Source organism: Paenibacillus sp. M2, assembly GCF_046713495.1.
GTDB lineage: Bacteria > Bacillota > Bacilli > Paenibacillales > Paenibacillaceae > Paenibacillus > Paenibacillus amylolyticus_B.
This window is the reverse complement of sequence record NZ_CP169648.1, coordinates 6,542,448-6,562,027: the sequence shown is the minus strand read 5'-3', so window position 1 is coordinate 6,562,027 and position 19,580 is coordinate 6,542,448. Positions and strand designations below refer to the sequence as shown.

Sequence of the window (19,580 nt, the reverse complement as noted above, 5' to 3'; positions counted from 1 at the left end):
GATCGTGCTTTTTCGATAGTTATAAAAGATGAGATAACATTAGACCATTTTAAGAAGTGAAGATTAAGGTTGGAGTTGACGCAAGACAGTTATTTCGACCCGACGGTTCTTTTGTCTTCCGGCCGCTGTGGTGTTGTCACCCGTTGGGCGAGTATCCGCATATCCAGCATACTGGAAGCTGTCCGGGTTAAGTTTCTCTGTATCCAGAAAAAATCGTAAAACAGACAGTGCACGTTCCCCAGAAAGCTGCCAGTTATCGGTATAGGCGGAGTTTGCTCCGACAGGAACGTTATCGGTATGACCCTCAATGCTGACAACGGTATTTAGATCACGGAACAAGCTGGCAAGCTTACTGAGTGTTGGTGCTGCACCGTCCTTCAGAGCGGCCTGTCCCTGATCAAACAGGAAGCGGTCACTAAGTGTAATGGATAGGCCCTGTGGCTTGTCCGCAACAAAAATCTGATTTTCCAGTTTATTATCCTCGATATATTGGGTAATCACATTGAACAGATTTTGCAATTCCTGCTCCTGTGATCTGAATTGTTCTTCCCGTTCTGTGAGAGGCTTGTCATCATCATCTGGCGTTACAGTCCCGGAGTCGGAAGGGTTTCCTTCACCTTTTGAAGAATCTTCACCTTGAATTCCGGATGGTGGAGTCTCTGTAATCGTCTGTCCGGGTTTCTCACCGAGTCCCTCACCAAGCTCAAGGACAGAGTCAGATGCATTGAATGTATTTTGTAACGACTGGGTAACGACGTCATATTTACCGGAATCCAGATTGCTCATGGCGTACATGATGACAAAAAAGATCAGAAGCAGCGTTATGAGATCGGCATAAGTAATCATCCAGCGATCCCGATGATCGATAGTTTCACGTTTTCCGCGCCGTTTACTGCGCCGACTCATCCAATCCCTCCTTTGCTAGAGGGCGTATAGACTGACGATGCGTAAGGGTGAAGGACTCCAGTCTTTTGCGTACAAGCTGGGGATTCTCACCGTTCTGAATGGCAAGTACACCTTCAAGAAGCATTTCCATGGTCTGCACTTCGTCGGCACCTCTGGATTTGATCTTGGAGGCAATGGGCAAAAAGATAAGATTGGCACTGGCGACCCCATACAGGGTTGCGGTAAAGGCAACAGCAATGGCAGGTCCGAGTCCGGTTGGATCGGTTAAACTGCCAAGTACCTGAATAAGTCCCATCACGGTTCCGATAATGCCCATGGTTGGGGCGTAACCACCAGCAGATTCGAATATTTTGGCGTAGCCCTCATGTTTTTGTTCAATTGAATCAATCTCCATCTCCAGGATCTGGCGAACCACATCCTGATCGGTACCATCAACAACCATCTGAATACCGTCTTGCAAAAATGGATGCGGATGATCCATAACCTTGCGTTCCAATGCAAGTACACCTGAGCGGCGTGCGATAGAAGACATCTCCACCAATTCTTCAACCCACAAGCCTGATTCGTTATTGTTACGTCCAAAAGCCATACGCAGGGCAGCTGGAATCGTACGAAGGCGATGCGCCGGGAAACTGGCAACCACAGCAGCAATCGTTCCACCGAATACAATTAAAGCAGCCGTTTTTTGCAGGAGACCAGACAATTGACCGCCTTCCCACAAAAAACCGCTAATGACTGCGGCAATTCCGGCAATAATACCGATAAGTGTCGCAATATCCATAAATTAACCCACTCCTATCTTCATTTCACGTTTGCATCACTAAAACGAACGAGGTATAATTAAACGGGAACAAATATTCCTATTACTATAAGTTTTCCCATATGAAAATTCGGGGAACTTCGACAATATATAGTGACTATTATTTTAGACGATAGGGTGAGATACGGCAATGAGCGATATTATAATGAGCGACAAAACGTTCGAAATCGAGTCAGAGTTTTCTCCCCAAGGTGATCAGCCTGCTGCCATTAAAGAATTGGTGAAGGGTGTTCAGGAGGGGAAGAGATACCAGACACTGCTGGGCGCAACGGGTACAGGTAAGACGTTTACCATTGCCCAGACGATAGCCCAACTGCAACGTCCGACGCTGATTATTGCACACAACAAAACGTTGGCGGCGCAGCTTGCAAGTGAGTTCAAAGATTTTTTTCCGAATAACATGGTTGAGTATTTCGTTAGTTATTACGATTATTTTCAGCCAGAAGCATATATCCCGTCCTCCGATACGTATATCGAGAAGGATTCAAGTATTAATGAAGAGATCGACAAACTGCGGCACGCAGCGACAAGTTCGTTGTTTGAGCGCAGGGACGTTATCATTGTAGCGAGTGTTTCCTGCATTTATGGCTTGGGTTCACCGCACTCGTATTCAAGCATGTTGCTGTCACTTCGGGTAGGCATGGAGAAACCCCGCAATCAGATTTTGTCCCGTCTGGTAGAGATCCAGTATCAGCGGAACGATATTAACTTTGTGCGGGGTACGTTCCGTGTTCGTGGGGATGTTGTTGAGATTTTCCCAGCTTCCAAGGGTGAACATGCAATTCGGGTTGAATTGTTCGGTGATGAGATCGAGAAAATTACGGAGATTGATGTGTTAACCGGAGAACTGATTGGCGAACGTGAACATATTGCCATCTTCCCGGCGTCTCACTTCGTAACGCAAGAAGAGACAATGAAGGTTGCGCTGGTGAACATTGAGCGTGAACTGGAGGAGCGTCTAGAAGTGTTGCGTGAACAGGGAAAACTGCTGGAGGCTCAGCGACTGGAGCAGCGCACACGGTACGATATCGAGATGATGAAGGAAGTTGGATTCTGTTCGGGAATTGAGAACTATTCCGGTCCGCTGACTTTCCGCGAACGCGGCGATACCCCATATACACTGATGGATTACTTCCCGGATGATATGTTGATTGTGGTCGATGAGTCTCACGTGACACTCCCACAGATCCGTGCGATGTACAATGGTGACCAAGCGCGGAAGACGGTATTGGTTGAGCATGGTTTCCGCCTGCCGTCAGCGCTGGATAATCGTCCGCTCAAATTCGAAGAGTTCGAAGGCAAGATGGATCAGATTATTTATGTATCAGCCACACCGGGTCCGTATGAGATTGAGCATACCGATACGATGGTGCAACAGATTATCCGTCCAACCGGTCTGCTTGATCCAATTATTGAACTGCGTCCAACCAAGGGGCAGATTGATGACTTGATCGGTGAGATTAACGACCGGATTGCCAAAGACGAGCGTGTATTGATTACAACATTAACGAAGAAGATGTCTGAGGACCTGACGGATTATCTTAAGGAAGTTGGAATCAAGGTTCGTTATCTGCACTCCGAGATCAAAACATTGGAACGGATGGCGATTTTACGTGATTTAAGGTTGGGCGTTTTCCATGTCCTGATCGGAATCAACTTGCTCCGGGAAGGTCTCGATTTGCCCGAAGTATCCTTGGTAGCCATATTGGATGCCGATAAGGAAGGATTCCTGCGTTCCGAACGCTCACTGATCCAAACGATTGGTCGTGCAGCACGGAACAGCGAGGGTCGTGTTATTCTATACGGTGACAAAGTGACGGATTCGATGGATAAGGCGATAAAGGAAACAGAACGTCGTCGTGCAATTCAGATCGAGTACAACGAGAAGCATGGAATTACACCACAGACAATTCGCAAAAAAGTGCGTGATGTGATTGAGGCAACCAAAGTTGCCGAATCCAAGAAAGACTATCTCACAGGCGCAGCCGAGAAGATGTCGAAGAAAGATCGCCAGGCGCTTATTCAGCGCTTAGAGGTAGAGATGAAAGATGCAGCCAAAAACCTGCAGTTCGAGCGTGCCGCCGAGCTTCGTGATGCGTTGCTGGAACTTCGCGCTGAATAAGATACTGCTCATTCATATGCTCCAGTAAAGATGGATCTGTAACAAGAGAACGGCCAATTGGCCGTTCTCTTGTTGAGTAAGGAAATCGTTGATATCTACCGATAATAAGAGATGTTGAAATCTTGAAATCAAGTCTATACTGATAGAAATGTTGAAATTGGTTAAAAGGTTTATAGGAAAGCAATTGGGAGTCGTGTCCCCCTGAGAGCCAAGAAGCGCCTGGTAGACCTTGGAGCCGAGCCCAAAGGCAATGGCGACCTGTCGCGAACGTGGCGAAGCCGAGAGCGTCCCGCTCTTGATCTTGGAGCCGAGCCAAAGGCAATGGCGACCTTGTCGCGACCAAGGCGAAGCCGGGAGCGTCCCGCTCTTGATCTTGGAGCCGAGCCAAAGGCAATGGCGACCTTGTCGCGATCAAGGCGAAGCCGAGAGCGTCCCGCTCTTGACCTTGGAGCCGAGCCAAAGGCAATGGCGACTTTGCCGCGACCAAGGCGAAGCGGAGAGCGTCCCGCTCTTGATCTTGGAGCCGAGCCAAAGGCAATGGCGACCTTGTCGCGATCAAGGCGAAGCCGAGAGCGTCCCGCTCTTGACCTTGGAGCCGAGCCAAAGGCAATGGCGACTTTGCCGCGACCAAGGCGAAGCGGAGAGCGTCCCCTCGCAGTAGAGTGGTCTGATAAGGTTCCGGCAATAGGCTGGAACCTTATCAGAAACCGCGGGCACACGACAACCCTTCACATAGCAAGACCCGACCCCTCACCGTTGCACCGCTTGTTTCGGGTGTCCAGAGGGCTGCGCCCTCTGGGGCCCTCCCTTGGAAGGGAGGGTTTGGGAGGGATCGAAAAGCCTTTTAAAAGGTTGGATAGTAAATTTGAGAGGATGAATACTATTGGCGAGCGATAACATTGTCATTAAAGGCGCACGAGCACATAACCTGAAAAATATCGACATTACCATCCCGCGTGACCGCTTTGTTGTATTGACCGGCCTGAGTGGCTCAGGCAAGTCCTCGCTGGCTTTTGACACGATCTATGCCGAAGGACAGCGCCGGTATGTAGAATCATTGTCAGCTTACGCAAGGCAGTTTCTTGGACAGATGGAGAAACCGGATGTGGATTCCATCGAAGGATTATCTCCTGCGATTTCAATAGATCAGAAAACAACAAGCCGTAACCCGCGTTCCACGGTTGGAACCGTGACCGAAATCTATGATTATCTGCGTCTGTTATTTGCACGTGTGGGCCATCCGCATTGTCCGGATCATGGCGTGGAGATCAGCTCCCAGACCGTAGAACAAATGGTTGACCGTATTATGCAATATCCGGAGCGTACCCGGCTACAAATACTAGCACCTATTATCTCGGGTCGTAAGGGCGAGCACAAAAGTGTATTCGCCGATGTGTCAAAGCAGGGCTTTGTCCGTGTACGGGTGAACGGGGAATTGCGTGACCTGTCAGAAGATATTCAATTGGAGAAAAACAAAAAGCATACAATTGAAGTCGTCGTTGACCGGATCGTTGTTAAGGATGATGTACAGGCACGTCTGGCCGACTCTATTGAAACAGCACTTAATTTGTCCGGTGGACAACTCCTGGTGGACATTATGGGTGAAGAAGAGCTACGATTCAGTTCCAACTTTGCCTGCCCGGTGTGTGGATTCAGTATTGAAGAGCTTGCACCACGGATGTTCTCATTTAACAGTCCCTTCGGCGCTTGCCCGGATTGTGATGGGTTAGGTGTCAAAATGATCGTTGACCCTGATCTGCTCGTACCGGATCGGACTAAGACCATCGAAGATGGAGCTTTTGATGCCTGGACAGGTGGCACATCCACTTATTATCCGCAGTTCCTGAAGTCAGTATGTGAGCACTTCAACATTCCGCAAAATGTACCTGTCGAAGATCTGCCAGCTGAGCAGATGAACAAGTTGTTGCAGGGTACAGGTACGGAGAAAATCCGTTTCCGCTATGAGAATGATTTTGGACAACGGAAGGAAGCACTGGTTACCTTTGAAGGTATCGTGAATAACTTAGAGCGTAGATATCGTGATACAGCATCTGAAGGTATCCGTGAATTTATTGAGGGTTACATGAGTGCGAAGCCTTGTGGTACATGTAAAGGTCAGCGTCTGAAACGCGAGAGTCTTGCGGTTACGATTAATGATCACAACATGGCCTATGTGACTAGTTTGTCCATTGGTGAGGCTGGCCGATTCTTCGATACATTGGAATTGTCGGAGAAGGAGCAGACGATTGCCAAACTGATTTTGAAAGAAATCAACAGCCGCCTCGGCTTCCTGGTGAATGTTGGTCTGGATTACCTTACACTGAGTCGTGCTGCCGGAACATTGTCCGGTGGGGAAGCGCAGCGGATCAGACTGGCTACACAGATCGGTTCCAGCCTGATGGGTGTGCTATATATTCTGGATGAGCCAAGTATTGGCTTGCATCAACGGGATAATGACCGTCTGATCTCAACACTTGCGCATATGCGAGATATTGGTAACACGTTGATCGTGGTTGAACATGATGAGGATACCATGATGGCTGCCGACTATATTATTGATATTGGCCCAGGTGCAGGTATCCACGGAGGTACCATCATGTCACAGGGTACACCGGAGGAGATCATGAACGATGAGAACTCCTTAACCGGTCAATATCTGAGTGGACGCAAATTCATTCCGATTCGTACAGAACGTAGAAGTGTAGGAGACCGTTGGTTGGAAGTACGTGGAGCCAAAGAAAATAACCTGAAGAATCTCAATGTGAAGATCCCTGTAGGTGTATTTACTGCGGTAACGGGCGTGTCCGGATCAGGTAAATCCACATTGATCAATGAGATCCTGTACAAAACGCTGGCTCGTGATCTGAACCGTGCTCGGGTACGTCCGGGTCAGCATAAAGAAATTCGTGGTCTGGAGCATATCGATAAAGTTATCGATATTGACCAATCACCGATCGGGCGGACACCACGTTCCAACCCGGCTACGTATACAGGAGTCTTTGATGATATCCGGGATCTGTTTGCTCAGACGAATGAAGCCAAAGTCCGTGGATACAAGAAAGGCCGGTTCAGCTTTAATATCAAAGGTGGACGTTGTGAAGCCTGCCGTGGAGACGGTATTATCAAAATCGAGATGCACTTCTTGCCGGACGTTTATGTTCCTTGTGAAGTCTGCAAAGGCAAACGATACAACCGGGAAACGCTTGAAGTGAAATATAAAAACAGAAATATTTCCGATGTGCTGGAAATGACGGTTGAAGATGCTACCCAATTCTTCGAGAACATTCCGAAGATCCATCGTAAAATGCAGACACTGATGGATGTGGGTCTGGGTTATATCAATCTGGGACAACCTGCAACCACATTGTCTGGTGGTGAAGCCCAGCGTGTGAAGCTTGCTTCCGAGCTGTATCGCCGCAGTACAGGGAAGACCATCTACATCCTCGATGAGCCGACTACCGGTTTGCATGTCGATGATATCGACCGTTTGCTGAACGTATTACACCGTCTGGTTGATTCTGGGGAGTCGGTGTTAGTGATTGAGCATAACCTGGATGTGATCAAAACGGCAGACTATGTTGTTGATCTGGGTCCAGAAGGTGGTAGCGGTGGAGGTACCATTGTTGCAACCGGGACACCTGAGGATATCGTTAAAGTGGAAGCTTCCTATACCGGCAAGTACTTGAAGCCGGTTCTGGAGCGGGATACCGAGCGTAGCAAGGCACTGCAATTAGTGGACTAAGATCCTCTAAACCAGTAGTTATATCAATATGAAGTGGCAATATAGGCCCTTCTTTTCGAAAAGGTTGAGACGTTGGATTATGATCTGATGTGCTCTGCTTCCGAGAAGAAGGGCTTTTCATTATGAATTATGCACGGTGTTTCTTTCGGACTAAGGTTATTTCGTGAAAGTGTTTACATATGCATTATGACGAGCGTTACAGGAATATTCGGCCAAATTGGATTTTTTTCATTTTTATGGATGATAGGGCTTGCATTACAAGCAGGGTACAGATAACATAGAGGAAGATATTAGGGTATGCGTTAGCTGTTCAACTATGGTAAGGAGGTCTGTCTATCCATGCTGTTTGCAGAAGCTGCCACGGCGAGTACATCGAATTTTAATGCATTTGATATTTTTGTCATCTTATTTACGATCCTGATTTTCATCGGAGTTGTTCGGCTTCTTCGGGCACCGAAGAAGAATCTGTTTGCGATCGGATTTGCAGTAGTCAGCCTACTGGTATTTCTGATGACAGACTATGCGATGATAACGGGTTGGTTTGCTCAGTAGGAATGCCGCTGAATTGAATAAGCCAATAGTGCATGTTCAAAAAGATCGGTTTTCAGTGCCGAGAAGATGGGATGAAGCTAGAAATGGAGTAGCGGAGCGTAGGGAGAACTACGTGAGCAACGGACATTTCGGCTGAATTCTATATTCGATGCTGATGATGCCACAGGTATCCTTCGTAATCAAAAGCGGACTTTTTGAACAACCTCTAAAAGAGGTACAGACGAACACTTTCCAGAGAGACTTGGAGGGTGTTTTTTTCATTTATACTGAAACGATTGAACAAGATTCTACCTTCTCTACTAAAATAGGACTTAAAACAATTGTATATCCAGATTCTGTATGATACATTGAGGGATACCGGAATTGCAGATGAGAGAAAGAGCGAATAGATTCAGCGATGAATCCGATGTCGAGTCGCGCAAGAAGGATGTATAGAGAGGGTCAGGTGAGAATATGAGCGTGTTGGGTAAAAAGGGGATAGCCATACTGATGGCTGCTGTACTCTCGATTAGTGTAGCGGCAACGGCCGGTGCAGCTGAATCCAAAGCGGCGATGCAAGCGAAGGTGGTAGACGGTCAAGTCTATGTGAACACCAAAGATTTGCTCAAGGCAGTTGGTGGAAGTGGACAATATGATGCCAAATCCGGAACGTACACGTACAAGGGAAGTGAAGCCATTCCCAAAGTGATCGAAAAGGTATCTCCTTCGGTCGTAGGCATTATTGGGAAATCTACCGAAATGCAGGACGGTGCAACATCAGACGACCGTTATAATCTTGCACATGGTACAGGTGTCATTATCCGGTCGAACGGATGGATCGTAACAAATGCACATGTGGTCGACGGATTAACGAATCCGGTTGTCGTAACGACGGATGGCAATACATACAAAATTACGAAAACATACAGTGATGCACTCAGTGATCTGGCGCTAATCAAAATCAATGCCAAATCACTCAAACCGGCGAGCTTTGCCAAAGCCTCACAAACTACTGTTGGAGAAACGGTGATCGCCTTGGGTACGCCGATTTCCTTTTCTTTGCGCAACTCGGCAACGGTAGGGGTAATTAGCGGCTTGAATCGTGGTGTTGAGGCGACCTACCGGTTGATTCAGACCGACACTGCCATTAACCCAGGAAATAGCGGAGGACCACTGGTCAACCTGAAAGGTGAAGTGGTTGGTATCAATTCCATGAAATTTTCTGCGGTCGGCGTAGAAAGTTTGGGGTTTTCGATTCCAGTGGATACCGTTCAATATATCATCGATCAGTTTTTTAAATATGGCAAAATAAAACGTGCAAGTCTGGGGCTTCAGCTGGAAGAAAGCTGGTCTGCGATTGTGGGCCTGCCTACAGATGATCCCTTAACGATTACGGGCGTACTGTCTTCTGAAGCCAAGAAAGCCAAAATCAAAGAGGGCGATGTCCTTTACAGTGTCGCGGGCACACGTGTCTCTTCAGTAGTGGATATCAATGAGTTACTCAAAAAGTATCTGCCTGGACAAAAGGTAAAGCTGTTAATGCAAACGGATGGCGATATCGTCACCCGCACGTTGGTACTTGCTGATCGCGCAGACATCGTAGACGAGGAAGATGAAGCGTTCCTTGCAGATGAAGAACAATAAAGCCCGGCGATCAGCCCGGATGGAGAGAGGACGAAAGAACGGAATGAAAAAGTCATGGATACGTGTGCTAAGCACAGGTGTATTAACCGGGATGCTGACCATTGGCGCGGCATTGCCTGTATGGGCATCTGATCTGACGACAAGTGAACTACGGGTCAAAGCGGGTAGCACGAGCGCCTACATTAACGGTGATAAGCAGGCCATAGCCAAACCTTACAAATTCAAGGGTGTTACGATGGTGCCTGTTGGTGTGTTCAAGAAAGCATTTGGCAGTGAAATCCGGCTGGAGAAAAATGATGTCGTCAAAATCAAGGAAGGTCCGCACACGGTTACCCTAACGATTGGAAGTTCAATTGCCTGGGTGGATGGTGTGAAACATGAGATGGGTGCCGCTCCCAAGATGGTGAATGGCGTACTCATGGTCCCACTTCGTCCGGTTGCTGCCGGTATCGGAGCGACGCTAGCTCCAACCAGCTCCGGAGAAATGGTCATTCGTCTGTTGCAAACCGATGATTCGGTGGATGACGAGGATGGCATTCATCCGGATGAAGGCAAAACCAGAATCGGCAACAGTTTTTACGGCTGGTCCATTAACTACCCGGCAGACCTTATGGTTTTCCAGACCGGTGAGCAGGAGCGCATGATGACTTTCGGCGCTGCAGACAACAGTTATTATCTTGAGGTGTACGTTAGCGATCAGGATGTGGCTCTGGATGCGGATGATTTGTTGCAGCAACTTGTCCAAGAGGCCAAACAATCGGGAGATACGGTGCTGGATCGTGAAGCGGTGTCGAAAGGTAAAACGCCTTATGCACGCATTATCGTGAAAGATGTAGACGGTATGTTATGGGAGATGCGTCAGTATCTGAGCGAAGGTCGTCAATATGATGTGTATCTCGCGGATTACGAAGCATTGAATTATAAAGATCTGGGCAAACGTGCAGCGCTACTCAATTCATTCCAGCCAACCTATGCGGAATCGGATCGAACGATCAAGGATCTGTCTACCGTAGATCAAGGCATGCGCTCCGCGTGGAACGATGACTATGGTATTGAGTTGATGATTCCTGCCGGCTGGTCGATTGACAACAATCAGATGATCTATGAAGCCAAGGATGGTGCATATCTGCAATGGCGTGTCACATCGGCGAAGGCAGGTACTACGGTAAAAGACTGGAGCGGCCAACTGGATAAGTGGATGCGTGAGACATTTACACCAGAGAGTTACGAGCCAATTGGTTCATATACGATGGATATCTCGGGAGAGACTGCCGAGGTGAATGAATTCCGTTATAACTTTGGCGGGGGCTGGCAGACCGAGTTTGATGTTCTTTTGCAGAAGAATGGGTATCGCTATTATGCAGAGTATACGTTTCCTGAGGAGCAGATTGCAGATCGGGCATGGTTTGAACGGATTATGAAGAGTGTGGAGATTGATTTTGATACGGTTGCCGATAATTTCGGTCAGCTGGATGAAGATCCTTATCTGACAGACAAAACGAAGACACTTACACGTACGTCCAAACGTTATAAATACAGTGTAGATATTCCGCGTTACTGGACACCTTACAGTGATCAATTCGAATATTCACCTGTGGTGTATACCTTTACCGGCGGAGAATTCTCCATTGCGGCGAGCGAAGACAAGTCGATCGAGATGACGGTCAGCCAACTGAGAGAAGCTTATGCCGAAGCCACCAAAACCCGTAAGAACTTCAAGTTGCTTGGCAGTGAGGAGCTGACGTTTGCGGGTGTGCCTGCATTTTCCTTTACGTATCATGAACTGGACAAAGGCGTGCCATATGCGGGTCGCCAGATCGTGTTTGAAAAGGACGGAACAACCTATACGATTACAAGTGGCCTGAATGATGCCAACAAGACAGAAGTTCAGGCGGCAGCCTTGGAAAAAGCAGTGAACTCATTTACATTTATTAAATAATGTGATGCATGCCGGAGGGTCAAAAGACCTTTCGGTTTTTTTCGTTGTACTGGAAATGAAAATGGTAAACGGTTTTTTCAGGAAAACGTAGAAGAGTCGGTGCAGAAGTGGTACACTATACTAGTTCAGGAGTTATGACTGCTGATCTGGTGAATATGAATGACTGTAAGCTTGGAGTTCAGGCAATACAGACATAATAGATAGATATTGTAATACCGTGACAATGTAGGTGTACCCGATAAGGTGCAGTCTTAGGCTTGGTATGTTCAGGCGTTTAAGGATATAGGGATGAAATCCGGCGGATAGCCGGTTATGGGGAGGATCTACATGAAAACAGCAACAATACGAAGAGAAGACGTTGAACTTCTAGCACCCGCTGGTGACTGGGATTGTATGCGTTCGGCGGTAGCCAATGGCGCAGATGCAATTTTCTTCGGAGTCGAAAAGTTTAATGCACGGGCACGAGCGAACAATTTCCGCATGGACGAGCTGCCGGAGATTATGGCGTTTTTGCACAGTTATGGCGTAAAAGGTTTCTTGACCTTTAATATATTGATTTTTGAAAATGAATTGACGGATGCCAAAGAACTGATTGATGCATGTGTCGATGCAGGTGTGGACGCTGTAATTGTTCAGGATTTGGGTTTGGTGAAGATGATCCGCGAGATCTCGCCGGATTTCCCGATTCACGGTTCAACACAGATGACGATTACGTCACCGGAAGCGGTCGAGTTCACGAAGCCGTTTGATATGGAACGTGTCGTTCTGGGACGGGAGAACAACCTGAAGCAGATCCAGAAGATCGGTGAACAGGCGAAGCTTCCAATGGAAGTGTTCGTTCACGGTGCGTTGTGTGTATCCTACTCGGGGCAGTGTCTGACTTCTGAAATGTGGGGAGGACGTTCGGCGAACCGCGGGGAGTGCGCACAAGCTTGTCGTCTACCATACGATCTAATGGTGGATGGAGTGCACAAGCCGATGGGTGATGTAGCCTATCTGTTGTCTCCGAAGGATCTGGCAGCAATTGATCTGATGCCGGAACTGATCGAAGCAGGAGTAACTTCTTTCAAAATTGAAGGACGTCTCAAAACGCCGGAATACGTAGCAAACGTCGTAAGCAAATATCGTAAAGCGATTGACCGTTATTTTGATGGAGATAACACACCGCCAAGCAAGGAAGAAGTTCGCGAATTGCAGCAAAGCTTCTCCCGTGGCTTCACGCATGGTTTCCTGAGCGGTACAAACAACAAAGAACTAGTGGATGGAACGTTCCCGAAAAGCCGTGGCGTCTACCTTGGTCGTGTAGATCAAGTGTTGCGCGATGGTGTGGTCCTGAAGCTGGATGCACCCGTGAAACGTGGAGACGGAATTGTATTTGACGCCGGAGACCCGACTCAGAAGGAAGAGGGCGGACGTGTATACGATGTACGTCGCAAAGGCGTAAAACTCGAAGGCGAAGCCGAAGAGGGTTGGATCGTTGATATCGTGCCAGGCCGCAGTGATGTGGATCTGCGACGCGTGAAAGTTGGCGACAAAGTGTGGAAAACGAATGATCCGGCGCTGGACAAACGTCTGCGTCAAAGCTTCGAAACCGAGAAACCGTACCGTGTATTCCCGGTGAAGGTGAAGGTCATCGGCAGCCCAGGCCAGCCGCTTAGCACCTGGTGGACAGACATACAGAAAGGTACGACTGTCCGAATTGATTCCGAGATGGAACTGGACATTGCGCAGAAGCGTCCAATGACGCATGAATTGCTCGAAGAGCAGTTCGGACGTCTGGGAGGCACCGTGTTCCAGTTGGAGGGAATGGACGTCAATCTTCACGGTGACGTCATCATCCCGATGCGCGAGTTGAATAACATTCGCCGTCAGGCGGTAGAACAACTCGCGGGCGAGCGTCCTAAACCACCCGTATACGTGAAACGGGCGGTAGATGTGTACGGCGATTCGGTAAAACCGGCATCGCCAGTCGCTCGCGGTCAAGCAGAACTGACCGCGCTCTGTCGCAGCCTGCCACAAGTGGAGGCAGCGATTGAAGCGGGCATAGGCATGATCTATGCCGACTTCGAGTTTATCAAACAGTTCCCGGCAGCCGTGGAAGCTGTGCATGCCGCTGGTCGCAAGATCGCGCTGGCAACACCGCGTATTCACATGCCTGGGGAGAACGGTTATCATAACAACATCCTGCGTCTGAAGCCGGATGCGGTATTGGTACGTAATACAGGTGCACTGTACTTCTACCTTCGCCACCGGATGGAAAACCCGGATTCGAAGCACCCGGAACTGATCGGCGACTTCTCATTGAACATCGCCAATCACAAAGCAGTAGAATTGTTCCTGGAAGCCGGATGTGACTGGATTACCCCATCTTATGACCTGAACATTCAACAAATGGTTGATTTGCTGGGCCACTCCCGTACAAATCAGACCGAAGTGGTTATCCATCAGCATCTGCCGATGTTCCACACCGAGCACTGTGTGTATTGTACGTTTATGAGTGAAGGAACGGACTATACGAACTGTGGACGTCCTTGTGAGGAACAGCGTGCATCCCTGCAAGACCGAATTGGTATGTCCCACCCGGTACGTGTGGATGAAGGCTGCCGTAATACGGTATACAATGCCGTGGAACAGTCAGGTGCCGAGTATCTAACCAACTTTATGGATCTGGGTGTATCCCGTTACCGTGTGGAATTCCTGGAAGAGACACCGGAGCAGGTACGCGAAGTCATTGATCTGTACAACCGTGCACTGCGCGGCGAGATCAGTGGTACACAAGTTTGGAAAACACTCAAAGCAACGAACCAACTGGGCGTTACACGTGGTCAATTGGTGAAATAATTAGATTGTATGGTACAACAACAGTTACAGCATGAAGGAACCCCAATCTCTGCTTTAAGGAGCTCTTGGGGTTTTTTTACATCATGACACAGGAGGCGAAGAAGCGTGCCGCCATTCACAATTATGGATATCAAATTGCTGTGCGGGGTCACGGCATTCAAGCGCGGAGAAGATTATAACCAATCTGGCAGGGTGACCAATCTGGTGGTCAGTAAGGATCAGCTTCATTATGAAGCACAGGTACGTGGATCGGAGCGCTATCAGGTGACGGTGGATATAGATGAAACGGGAGAGGTTGTGGCAGGCTGCAGTTGTCCGGGTGACGGCAGGCATTATGACTATTGTAAACATGTGGCTGCTGTCCTGTTGGCTATTCACGAATGGGGTGAGCAACAGGAGCGTAATGTCACAATTGAATCTGGGAAGCCTCCTCAACCTGTTACAGGCCAAGGAGCCAATACCAGTTCCAGCATAGGTTCCAAGTCCAGGGTCGGGACGTTAGTGGAAGAGAGCAGGTGGGAGCGACCACAGTCTGATTCACAACGAGAGCAACCGAATGATGTTCCAGAGCGTCCTCCGGTTCATTTTGCCCAAGCAGGTCGGCCAAGCTCAGCTTCGGGATGGGGTCGCTCGGCGGATAAACCTTCTTACCGTACGGCGGATCAGATTCTGTCCATGTTTGCCAAGGACCGGAGATCGCTGCATGGGAATGACCGTAAATACACTGCCCCTGTCAGCCGTTCCTCCCTGCGGGAAGAATTGCAGGTCCAGTTTATATGCAAGCTGACACAGGTTCACAAGGGTGGGGGGAAACTTGCTCTTGAATTGAAAGTGGGTAACAAACGCCTGTATGTGGTGCAAAAAGTGAAGCAATTCCTGAACTGCATCGAAAAGGGCGAGCCAATGTCATTTACCAAGCTGTTCCACTATGATCCATTGATGCATGTGTTCACTTCGCAGGATCAGGCCATTCTCTCGATGCTCATTCGAATGAGACAGAGTGAAGAGGCCTATCGCCAATCCATCTCCGGTTATTTGGGAGCGTCGGACGGACGGGATATACTGATTGCTCCGCTCGTATGGAAGCCATTGCTGGAATTGCTACTACAGGCCGACAGTCGGATGGAGGGTACAGGATTTGCCAATGGACCACTCACGCTCGGTGAGGGAGTATTGCCTTTGTTTTACCGGATTGCCCAGGGAACGAATGAAGGGTATCAGCTTGAAATTTCGGGACTGCGTGAACTGATTCTTCTCCCTGCTTATGATGCCGCTGTGGTGGAAGGACAGTTGCATATGTTGGAGCCGATGCAGATGCGAAGTCTGGAGGACTTGAGTGGTGCACTCACTTCATATGGAATCAAGGAAAGCATCGATATTTCGACCCAGCAGGTGGATGAGTTTGTGCAGCATGTCGTGCCAGAACTGCGTACGCTCGGGCATTTGTCCATTGATTCGCAGGTGCGTGAACAGATCGCGGAACCGGAACTTTCACCGAAACTATACATCGACTTCTATCGTGAACGCATTACAGCACGTCTGGAATTCGACTATGAGGTCATGGTTATTAATCCGCTGGCAGAGTACTTGATTGATGAAGAAGAGAAAAAGGTTATTTTGGTGCGTGATCGATACAAAGAGCGAAACTTGATTGAACGGCTTGATCGATCCTTTCTCGAAAGAGACGGTAGTGTTTGGGCGAGCGAACGCGAAGATGCCATCTATGATGTCATGTATCATCTGTTGCCTGAGCTTGAGAAACAGGCAGATATTTATATGCCAAACGCCGTGAAGGCGATGGTGCAATCCTATCCAACACCGCCGAAAGTACGAGCAGATTTGGGAAGGGGTTTGGACTGGCTGGAGATTTCATTTGAGATGGAAGGTGTGGACGAGCAGGAACTTCAGGAACTCATGCGCCGCATTGTGGAAAAGAAACCATATTTCCGTCTCAAGAGCGGTGTCTTTCTTTCGCTTGAAAATGAAGGTGCAGACAGCTTCGCTCACATGGCTGATTCGCTTGGACTTGGAGCAGATGACATCAAGAGCAGCCATATCCGGCTGCCAGCTGTTCGGGCGTTACAGTTGCCGGGCAGGGATGAAGTTTCCGGTCATGTGAAGTGGGGAGGCTCCCTGAAACGTTTCCTTGATGATCTGCGCGATCCTGAACGGATGGATTTTGCATTACCAAAAGCATTGACCCCCATCCTGCGGGATTATCAAAACAGCGGATATCAGTGGCTGCGTACCCTCGCTTATTATCGTTTTGGCGGCATTCTCGCGGATGATATGGGACTTGGCAAAACGTTGCAAAGCATCGCCTATATCACAGCGGTTCTTCAGGAGAAACCCGAGTACAACATCGACCATACGGGCGTTGATAAATACCGGGAGAGCGGATCATTATGGGACGTTGAAACGCTGGTGACTTCCGACATCGATCTAGAAACTGGACTCCCATTGAATAAGATGACTTCAGAGAATAAGGATGGTTTATGGTCCACGATGCAGCAGGATGGACTGACAATCCGAACGAGGGTCATTCATCCCCCGGTACTTGTCGTGGCGCCTGCCTCGCTGACCTACAACTGGGCTAATGAGTTTGCGCGGTTCGCCCCGCATCTGAAAGTCCTGATCGCAGCCGGTCAGAAAGAAGAACGAGCCAGCATGCTTTCTGGAATGGATGAGGCAGATGTGATTGTGACGTCTTATCCTCTGTTGCGCCGGGATTTGGACACCTACCTGGGCCGAACCTTCCATACGCTCATTCTGGATGAAGCTCAGGCAATCAAAAATGCTTCTTCCCAGACCGCCCAGGCAGTGAAACAAATTCAGGCCCCGCGTCGTTTTGCACTTACAGGAACGCCTGTAGAGAACTCGCTGGATGAATTGTGGTCCATTTTTGAAGCCGTATTCCCTGGGTTATTTCCAAGTTACAGAAGATTCCGCGACCTTCCTCCGGAACGGATCTCGCGGATGGTGCGTCCGTTTATTCTGCGCCGCCTGAAGAAGGATGTGTTGGAAGAATTGCCTGATCGAATTGAAACGGTACAGCGCTCAGAGCTTACGGTTGAACAGAAGAAACTGTACGCCGCATACCTTTCCCAGCTTCAGGATGAAGCATCGAAGGACATGGAGGATAACGGATTCCAGAAGAATCGTATCAAAATTCTGGCTGGCATCACGCGTTTGCGTCAGTTGTGTTGTCATCCGGCCCTCTTTGTCGAAGGATATCAAGGCGATTCCGGGAAAATGGAACAGTTGCTTGAAACGGTCGAGGATTGTTTGGCGGCAGGCAAACGCATTCTCATCTTCTCCCAGTTTGCAAGCATGTTGAACCTGATTCGTCAGACACTTGCGGCACAGGGAAGAAACCTGTTTTACCTGGATGGTCAGACCCCTGCGCAGAGCCGTGTTGAGATGTGTCACAGATTTAACGAGGGTGAAGCTGAACTGTTCCTGATTTCGCTGAAGGCGGGAGGGACAGGGCTAAACTTAACGGGTGCAGATACCGTTATATTATATGATCTATGGTGGAATCCCGCGGTGGAAGAACAGGCGATTGGCCGTGCCCATCGGATGGGACAGAAACAAGTGGTGCAAGTCATCCGCTTGGTTACCGAAGGTACGATCGAAGAGAAGATTCTGGAACTCCAGCAGCGGAAGAAGGACTTGATTGCCGAAGTGATCGAACCAGGAGACGGGGGATCGACGACCTTGTCCGAACAGGATATCCGCGAATTGTTAATGGTATAATGAAGTCCAAGCATCGTAGCTCTCAGAATCATTAAATATATGAATCTATACAAGTTGGACTAATCATTTACATGATAACGGAGAGGACAGAAATAACCTGAAAAAGCGGAGCTACAAGCTTTCTGCAAGAAAGCTACTTCGAAAGCGTACACTTCGCCTAAAAGCTTTCTGAAAGAAAGCTGCATCGGAAGGTTGTTCTGTTATCGTAGTGTCAGTGTAAATAATCTTTAGTTTAACTTGTTTAGCAAAAGGAGTGGGTTCGTGTGCGTATTCGCAAAGCGATTATTCCAGCCGCAGGGCTGGGTACCCGGTTTCTGCCTGCCACCAAGGCGATGCCTAAGGAAATGCTGCCCATCGTGGACAAGCCAACGATCCAGTACATTATTGAAGAAGCCGTTGCTTCAGGCATTGAAGATATCATTATTGTGACAGGTAAAGGGAAGCGGGCCATCGAAGATCACTTCGACTATTCTTTTGAGCTGGAACAGAATCTGGCGGACAAACAGAAGTGGGACTTGCTTAACGAAGTTCGCAAACCCTCCGAGATGGCAGATATCCATTATATCCGTCAAAAGGAACCAAAGGGACTTGGTCACGCCATCTGGTGTGCCCGCAAGTTTATCGGCAACGAGCCATTTGCCGTCCTGCTAGGGGACGACATCGTGGAAGCGGACCATCCCTGCCTGAAACAGATGATTGATGTCTACGATGAACTGCAATCTCCAATTGTTGGTGTACAGCCTGTTGATTGGAGCGAGGTATCTCGCTACGGGATTGTGGACGGAGAGTTGCTGACCCCTACCGATGATCGCGTCTTTCGGGCCCGCCGCTTAATTGAGAAACCAAAGACCGAAGACTCTCCCTCCAACCTGGCTATTATGGGACGTTATATTCTTACACCGGATATCTTTGAGATACTAGGTCAGCAATCTGCTGGTGTAGGGGGGGAAATCCAACTCACGGATGCCTTGTCCCGATTGAATGAACAGCGGCAGATTCTCGCCTATCATTTTGACGGACTGCGTCATGATGTTGGTGAAAAGTTGGGCTTTATTGAAACGTCGATTCATTACGCGTTGCAGCGCCCGGATCTGAGGGAGGATTTGTTGGCGTATTTAAAAAAAGTTTTACAGAGACATGTTGGGACTTGAATCAAAAAAAATAATTGTATTAAGGAATGTTAAACCAAGTTTAGGGCTTTTCTGAAACGTATCCACATGAGGTTAAGATTTTTATTTTAGCTCTAAACCGTTTTTTAACCAAAAAAACACGTCACAAA

Annotated in this window: 11 protein-coding genes; 8 read left to right on the top strand and 3 right to left on the bottom strand. The window is 48.5% G+C overall.

All coding sequences use genetic code 11. The annotated features are described in order from the left end of the window. Positions 1-63 precede the first annotated feature (63 nt). Together ACETMN_RS30000 and ACETMN_RS29995 are read right to left on the bottom strand one after the other, a co-directional pair. Positions 64-906: a flagellar motor protein MotB gene (locus ACETMN_RS30000; protein WP_091013098.1), complete on the bottom strand. Its 843-nt coding sequence runs from the start codon at positions 904-906 to the stop codon at positions 64-66. After that, positions 890-1,687 (bottom strand): flagellar motor protein, encoded by a 798-nt coding sequence (locus ACETMN_RS29995; RefSeq protein WP_091013100.1) that lies wholly within the window; start codon positions 1,685-1,687, stop codon positions 890-892. The genes ACETMN_RS30000 and ACETMN_RS29995 overlap by 17 nt, the downstream gene beginning before the upstream one ends. Positions 1,688-1,856: 169 nt before the next feature. Here ACETMN_RS29995 and uvrB point away from each other — a divergent pair, with 169 nt between their 5' ends. Then, positions 1,857-3,848, top strand: coding sequence for an excinuclease ABC subunit UvrB (gene uvrB, locus ACETMN_RS29990; RefSeq protein ID WP_091013102.1), 1,992 nt, complete (start codon positions 1,857-1,859; stop codon positions 3,846-3,848). Positions 3,849-4,018: 170 nt separating this feature from the next. Here uvrB and ACETMN_RS29985 read toward each other — a convergent pair whose 3' ends face one another. Then, entirely contained in the window at positions 4,019-4,567 is a 549-nt protein-coding gene (locus tag ACETMN_RS29985) for a hypothetical protein (protein WP_143786457.1), read from the bottom strand. 164 nt (positions 4,568-4,731) lie between these two features. Here ACETMN_RS29985 and uvrA point away from each other — a divergent pair, with 164 nt between their 5' ends. The 7 genes from uvrA to galU all read left to right on the top strand — a co-directional run bounded on the left by uvrA (position 4,732) and on the right by galU (position 19,452). Next, positions 4,732-7,590: an excinuclease ABC subunit UvrA gene (gene uvrA, locus ACETMN_RS29980; protein WP_091013108.1), complete on the top strand. Its 2,859-nt coding sequence runs from the start codon at positions 4,732-4,734 to the stop codon at positions 7,588-7,590. Between the two features lie 339 nt (positions 7,591-7,929). After that, positions 7,930-8,142 carry a hypothetical protein gene (locus ACETMN_RS29975; protein ID WP_017692026.1) on the top strand — a complete coding sequence of 71 codons (213 nt, stop codon included), beginning with the start codon at positions 7,930-7,932 and terminating at the stop codon, positions 8,140-8,142. A gap of 453 nt (positions 8,143-8,595) precedes the next feature. Continuing rightward, positions 8,596-9,765: a S1C family serine protease gene (locus ACETMN_RS29970; protein WP_256974942.1), complete on the top strand. Its 1,170-nt coding sequence runs from the start codon at positions 8,596-8,598 to the stop codon at positions 9,763-9,765. After that, the gene (locus ACETMN_RS29965; RefSeq protein ID WP_411735479.1) at positions 9,752-11,704 is read left to right on the top strand and encodes a stalk domain-containing protein; all 1,953 of its coding nucleotides are present in this window, start codon (positions 9,752-9,754) and stop codon (positions 11,702-11,704) included. Before ACETMN_RS29970 ends, ACETMN_RS29965 begins: the two co-directional genes overlap by 14 nt. Positions 11,705-12,031: 327 nt before the next feature. Beyond that, the gene (locus ACETMN_RS29960; RefSeq protein ID WP_091013114.1) at positions 12,032-14,545 is read left to right on the top strand and encodes a U32 family peptidase; all 2,514 of its coding nucleotides are present in this window, start codon (positions 12,032-12,034) and stop codon (positions 14,543-14,545) included. A 123-nt stretch (positions 14,546-14,668) separates the two neighbouring features. Then, complete coding sequence (locus ACETMN_RS29955; RefSeq protein WP_411735478.1) at positions 14,669-18,301, top strand: SNF2 helicase associated domain-containing protein; 3,633 nt, start codon at positions 14,669-14,671, stop codon at positions 18,299-18,301. A 263-nt stretch (positions 18,302-18,564) separates the two neighbouring features. Next, positions 18,565-19,452, top strand: a complete 888-nt coding sequence (gene galU / locus ACETMN_RS29950; protein WP_091013117.1) for a UTP--glucose-1-phosphate uridylyltransferase GalU — start codon at positions 18,565-18,567, stop codon at positions 19,450-19,452. The last annotated feature ends 128 nt before the right edge of the window (positions 19,453-19,580 follow it).

What these genes read in the sequence shown, in the direction of transcription:
- ACETMN_RS30000 (WP_091013098.1), bottom strand. Translation starts at nt 906, where the DNA reads ATGAGTCGGCGCAGTAAACGGCGCGGAAAACGTGAAACTATCGATCAT.
- ACETMN_RS29995 (WP_091013100.1), bottom strand. Translation starts at nt 1,687, where the DNA reads ATGGATATTGCGACACTTATCGGTATTATTGCCGGAATTGCCGCAGTC.
- uvrB (WP_091013102.1), top strand. Translation starts at nt 1,857, where the DNA reads ATGAGCGATATTATAATGAGCGACAAAACGTTCGAAATCGAGTCAGAG.
- ACETMN_RS29975 (WP_017692026.1), top strand. Translation starts at nt 7,930, where the DNA reads ATGCTGTTTGCAGAAGCTGCCACGGCGAGTACATCGAATTTTAATGCA.
- ACETMN_RS29970 (WP_256974942.1), top strand. Translation starts at nt 8,596, where the DNA reads ATGAGCGTGTTGGGTAAAAAGGGGATAGCCATACTGATGGCTGCTGTA.
- ACETMN_RS29965 (WP_411735479.1), top strand. Translation starts at nt 9,752, where the DNA reads ATGAAGAACAATAAAGCCCGGCGATCAGCCCGGATGGAGAGAGGACGA.
- ACETMN_RS29960 (WP_091013114.1), top strand. Translation starts at nt 12,032, where the DNA reads ATGAAAACAGCAACAATACGAAGAGAAGACGTTGAACTTCTAGCACCC.
- ACETMN_RS29955 (WP_411735478.1), top strand. Translation starts at nt 14,669, where the DNA reads ATGGATATCAAATTGCTGTGCGGGGTCACGGCATTCAAGCGCGGAGAA.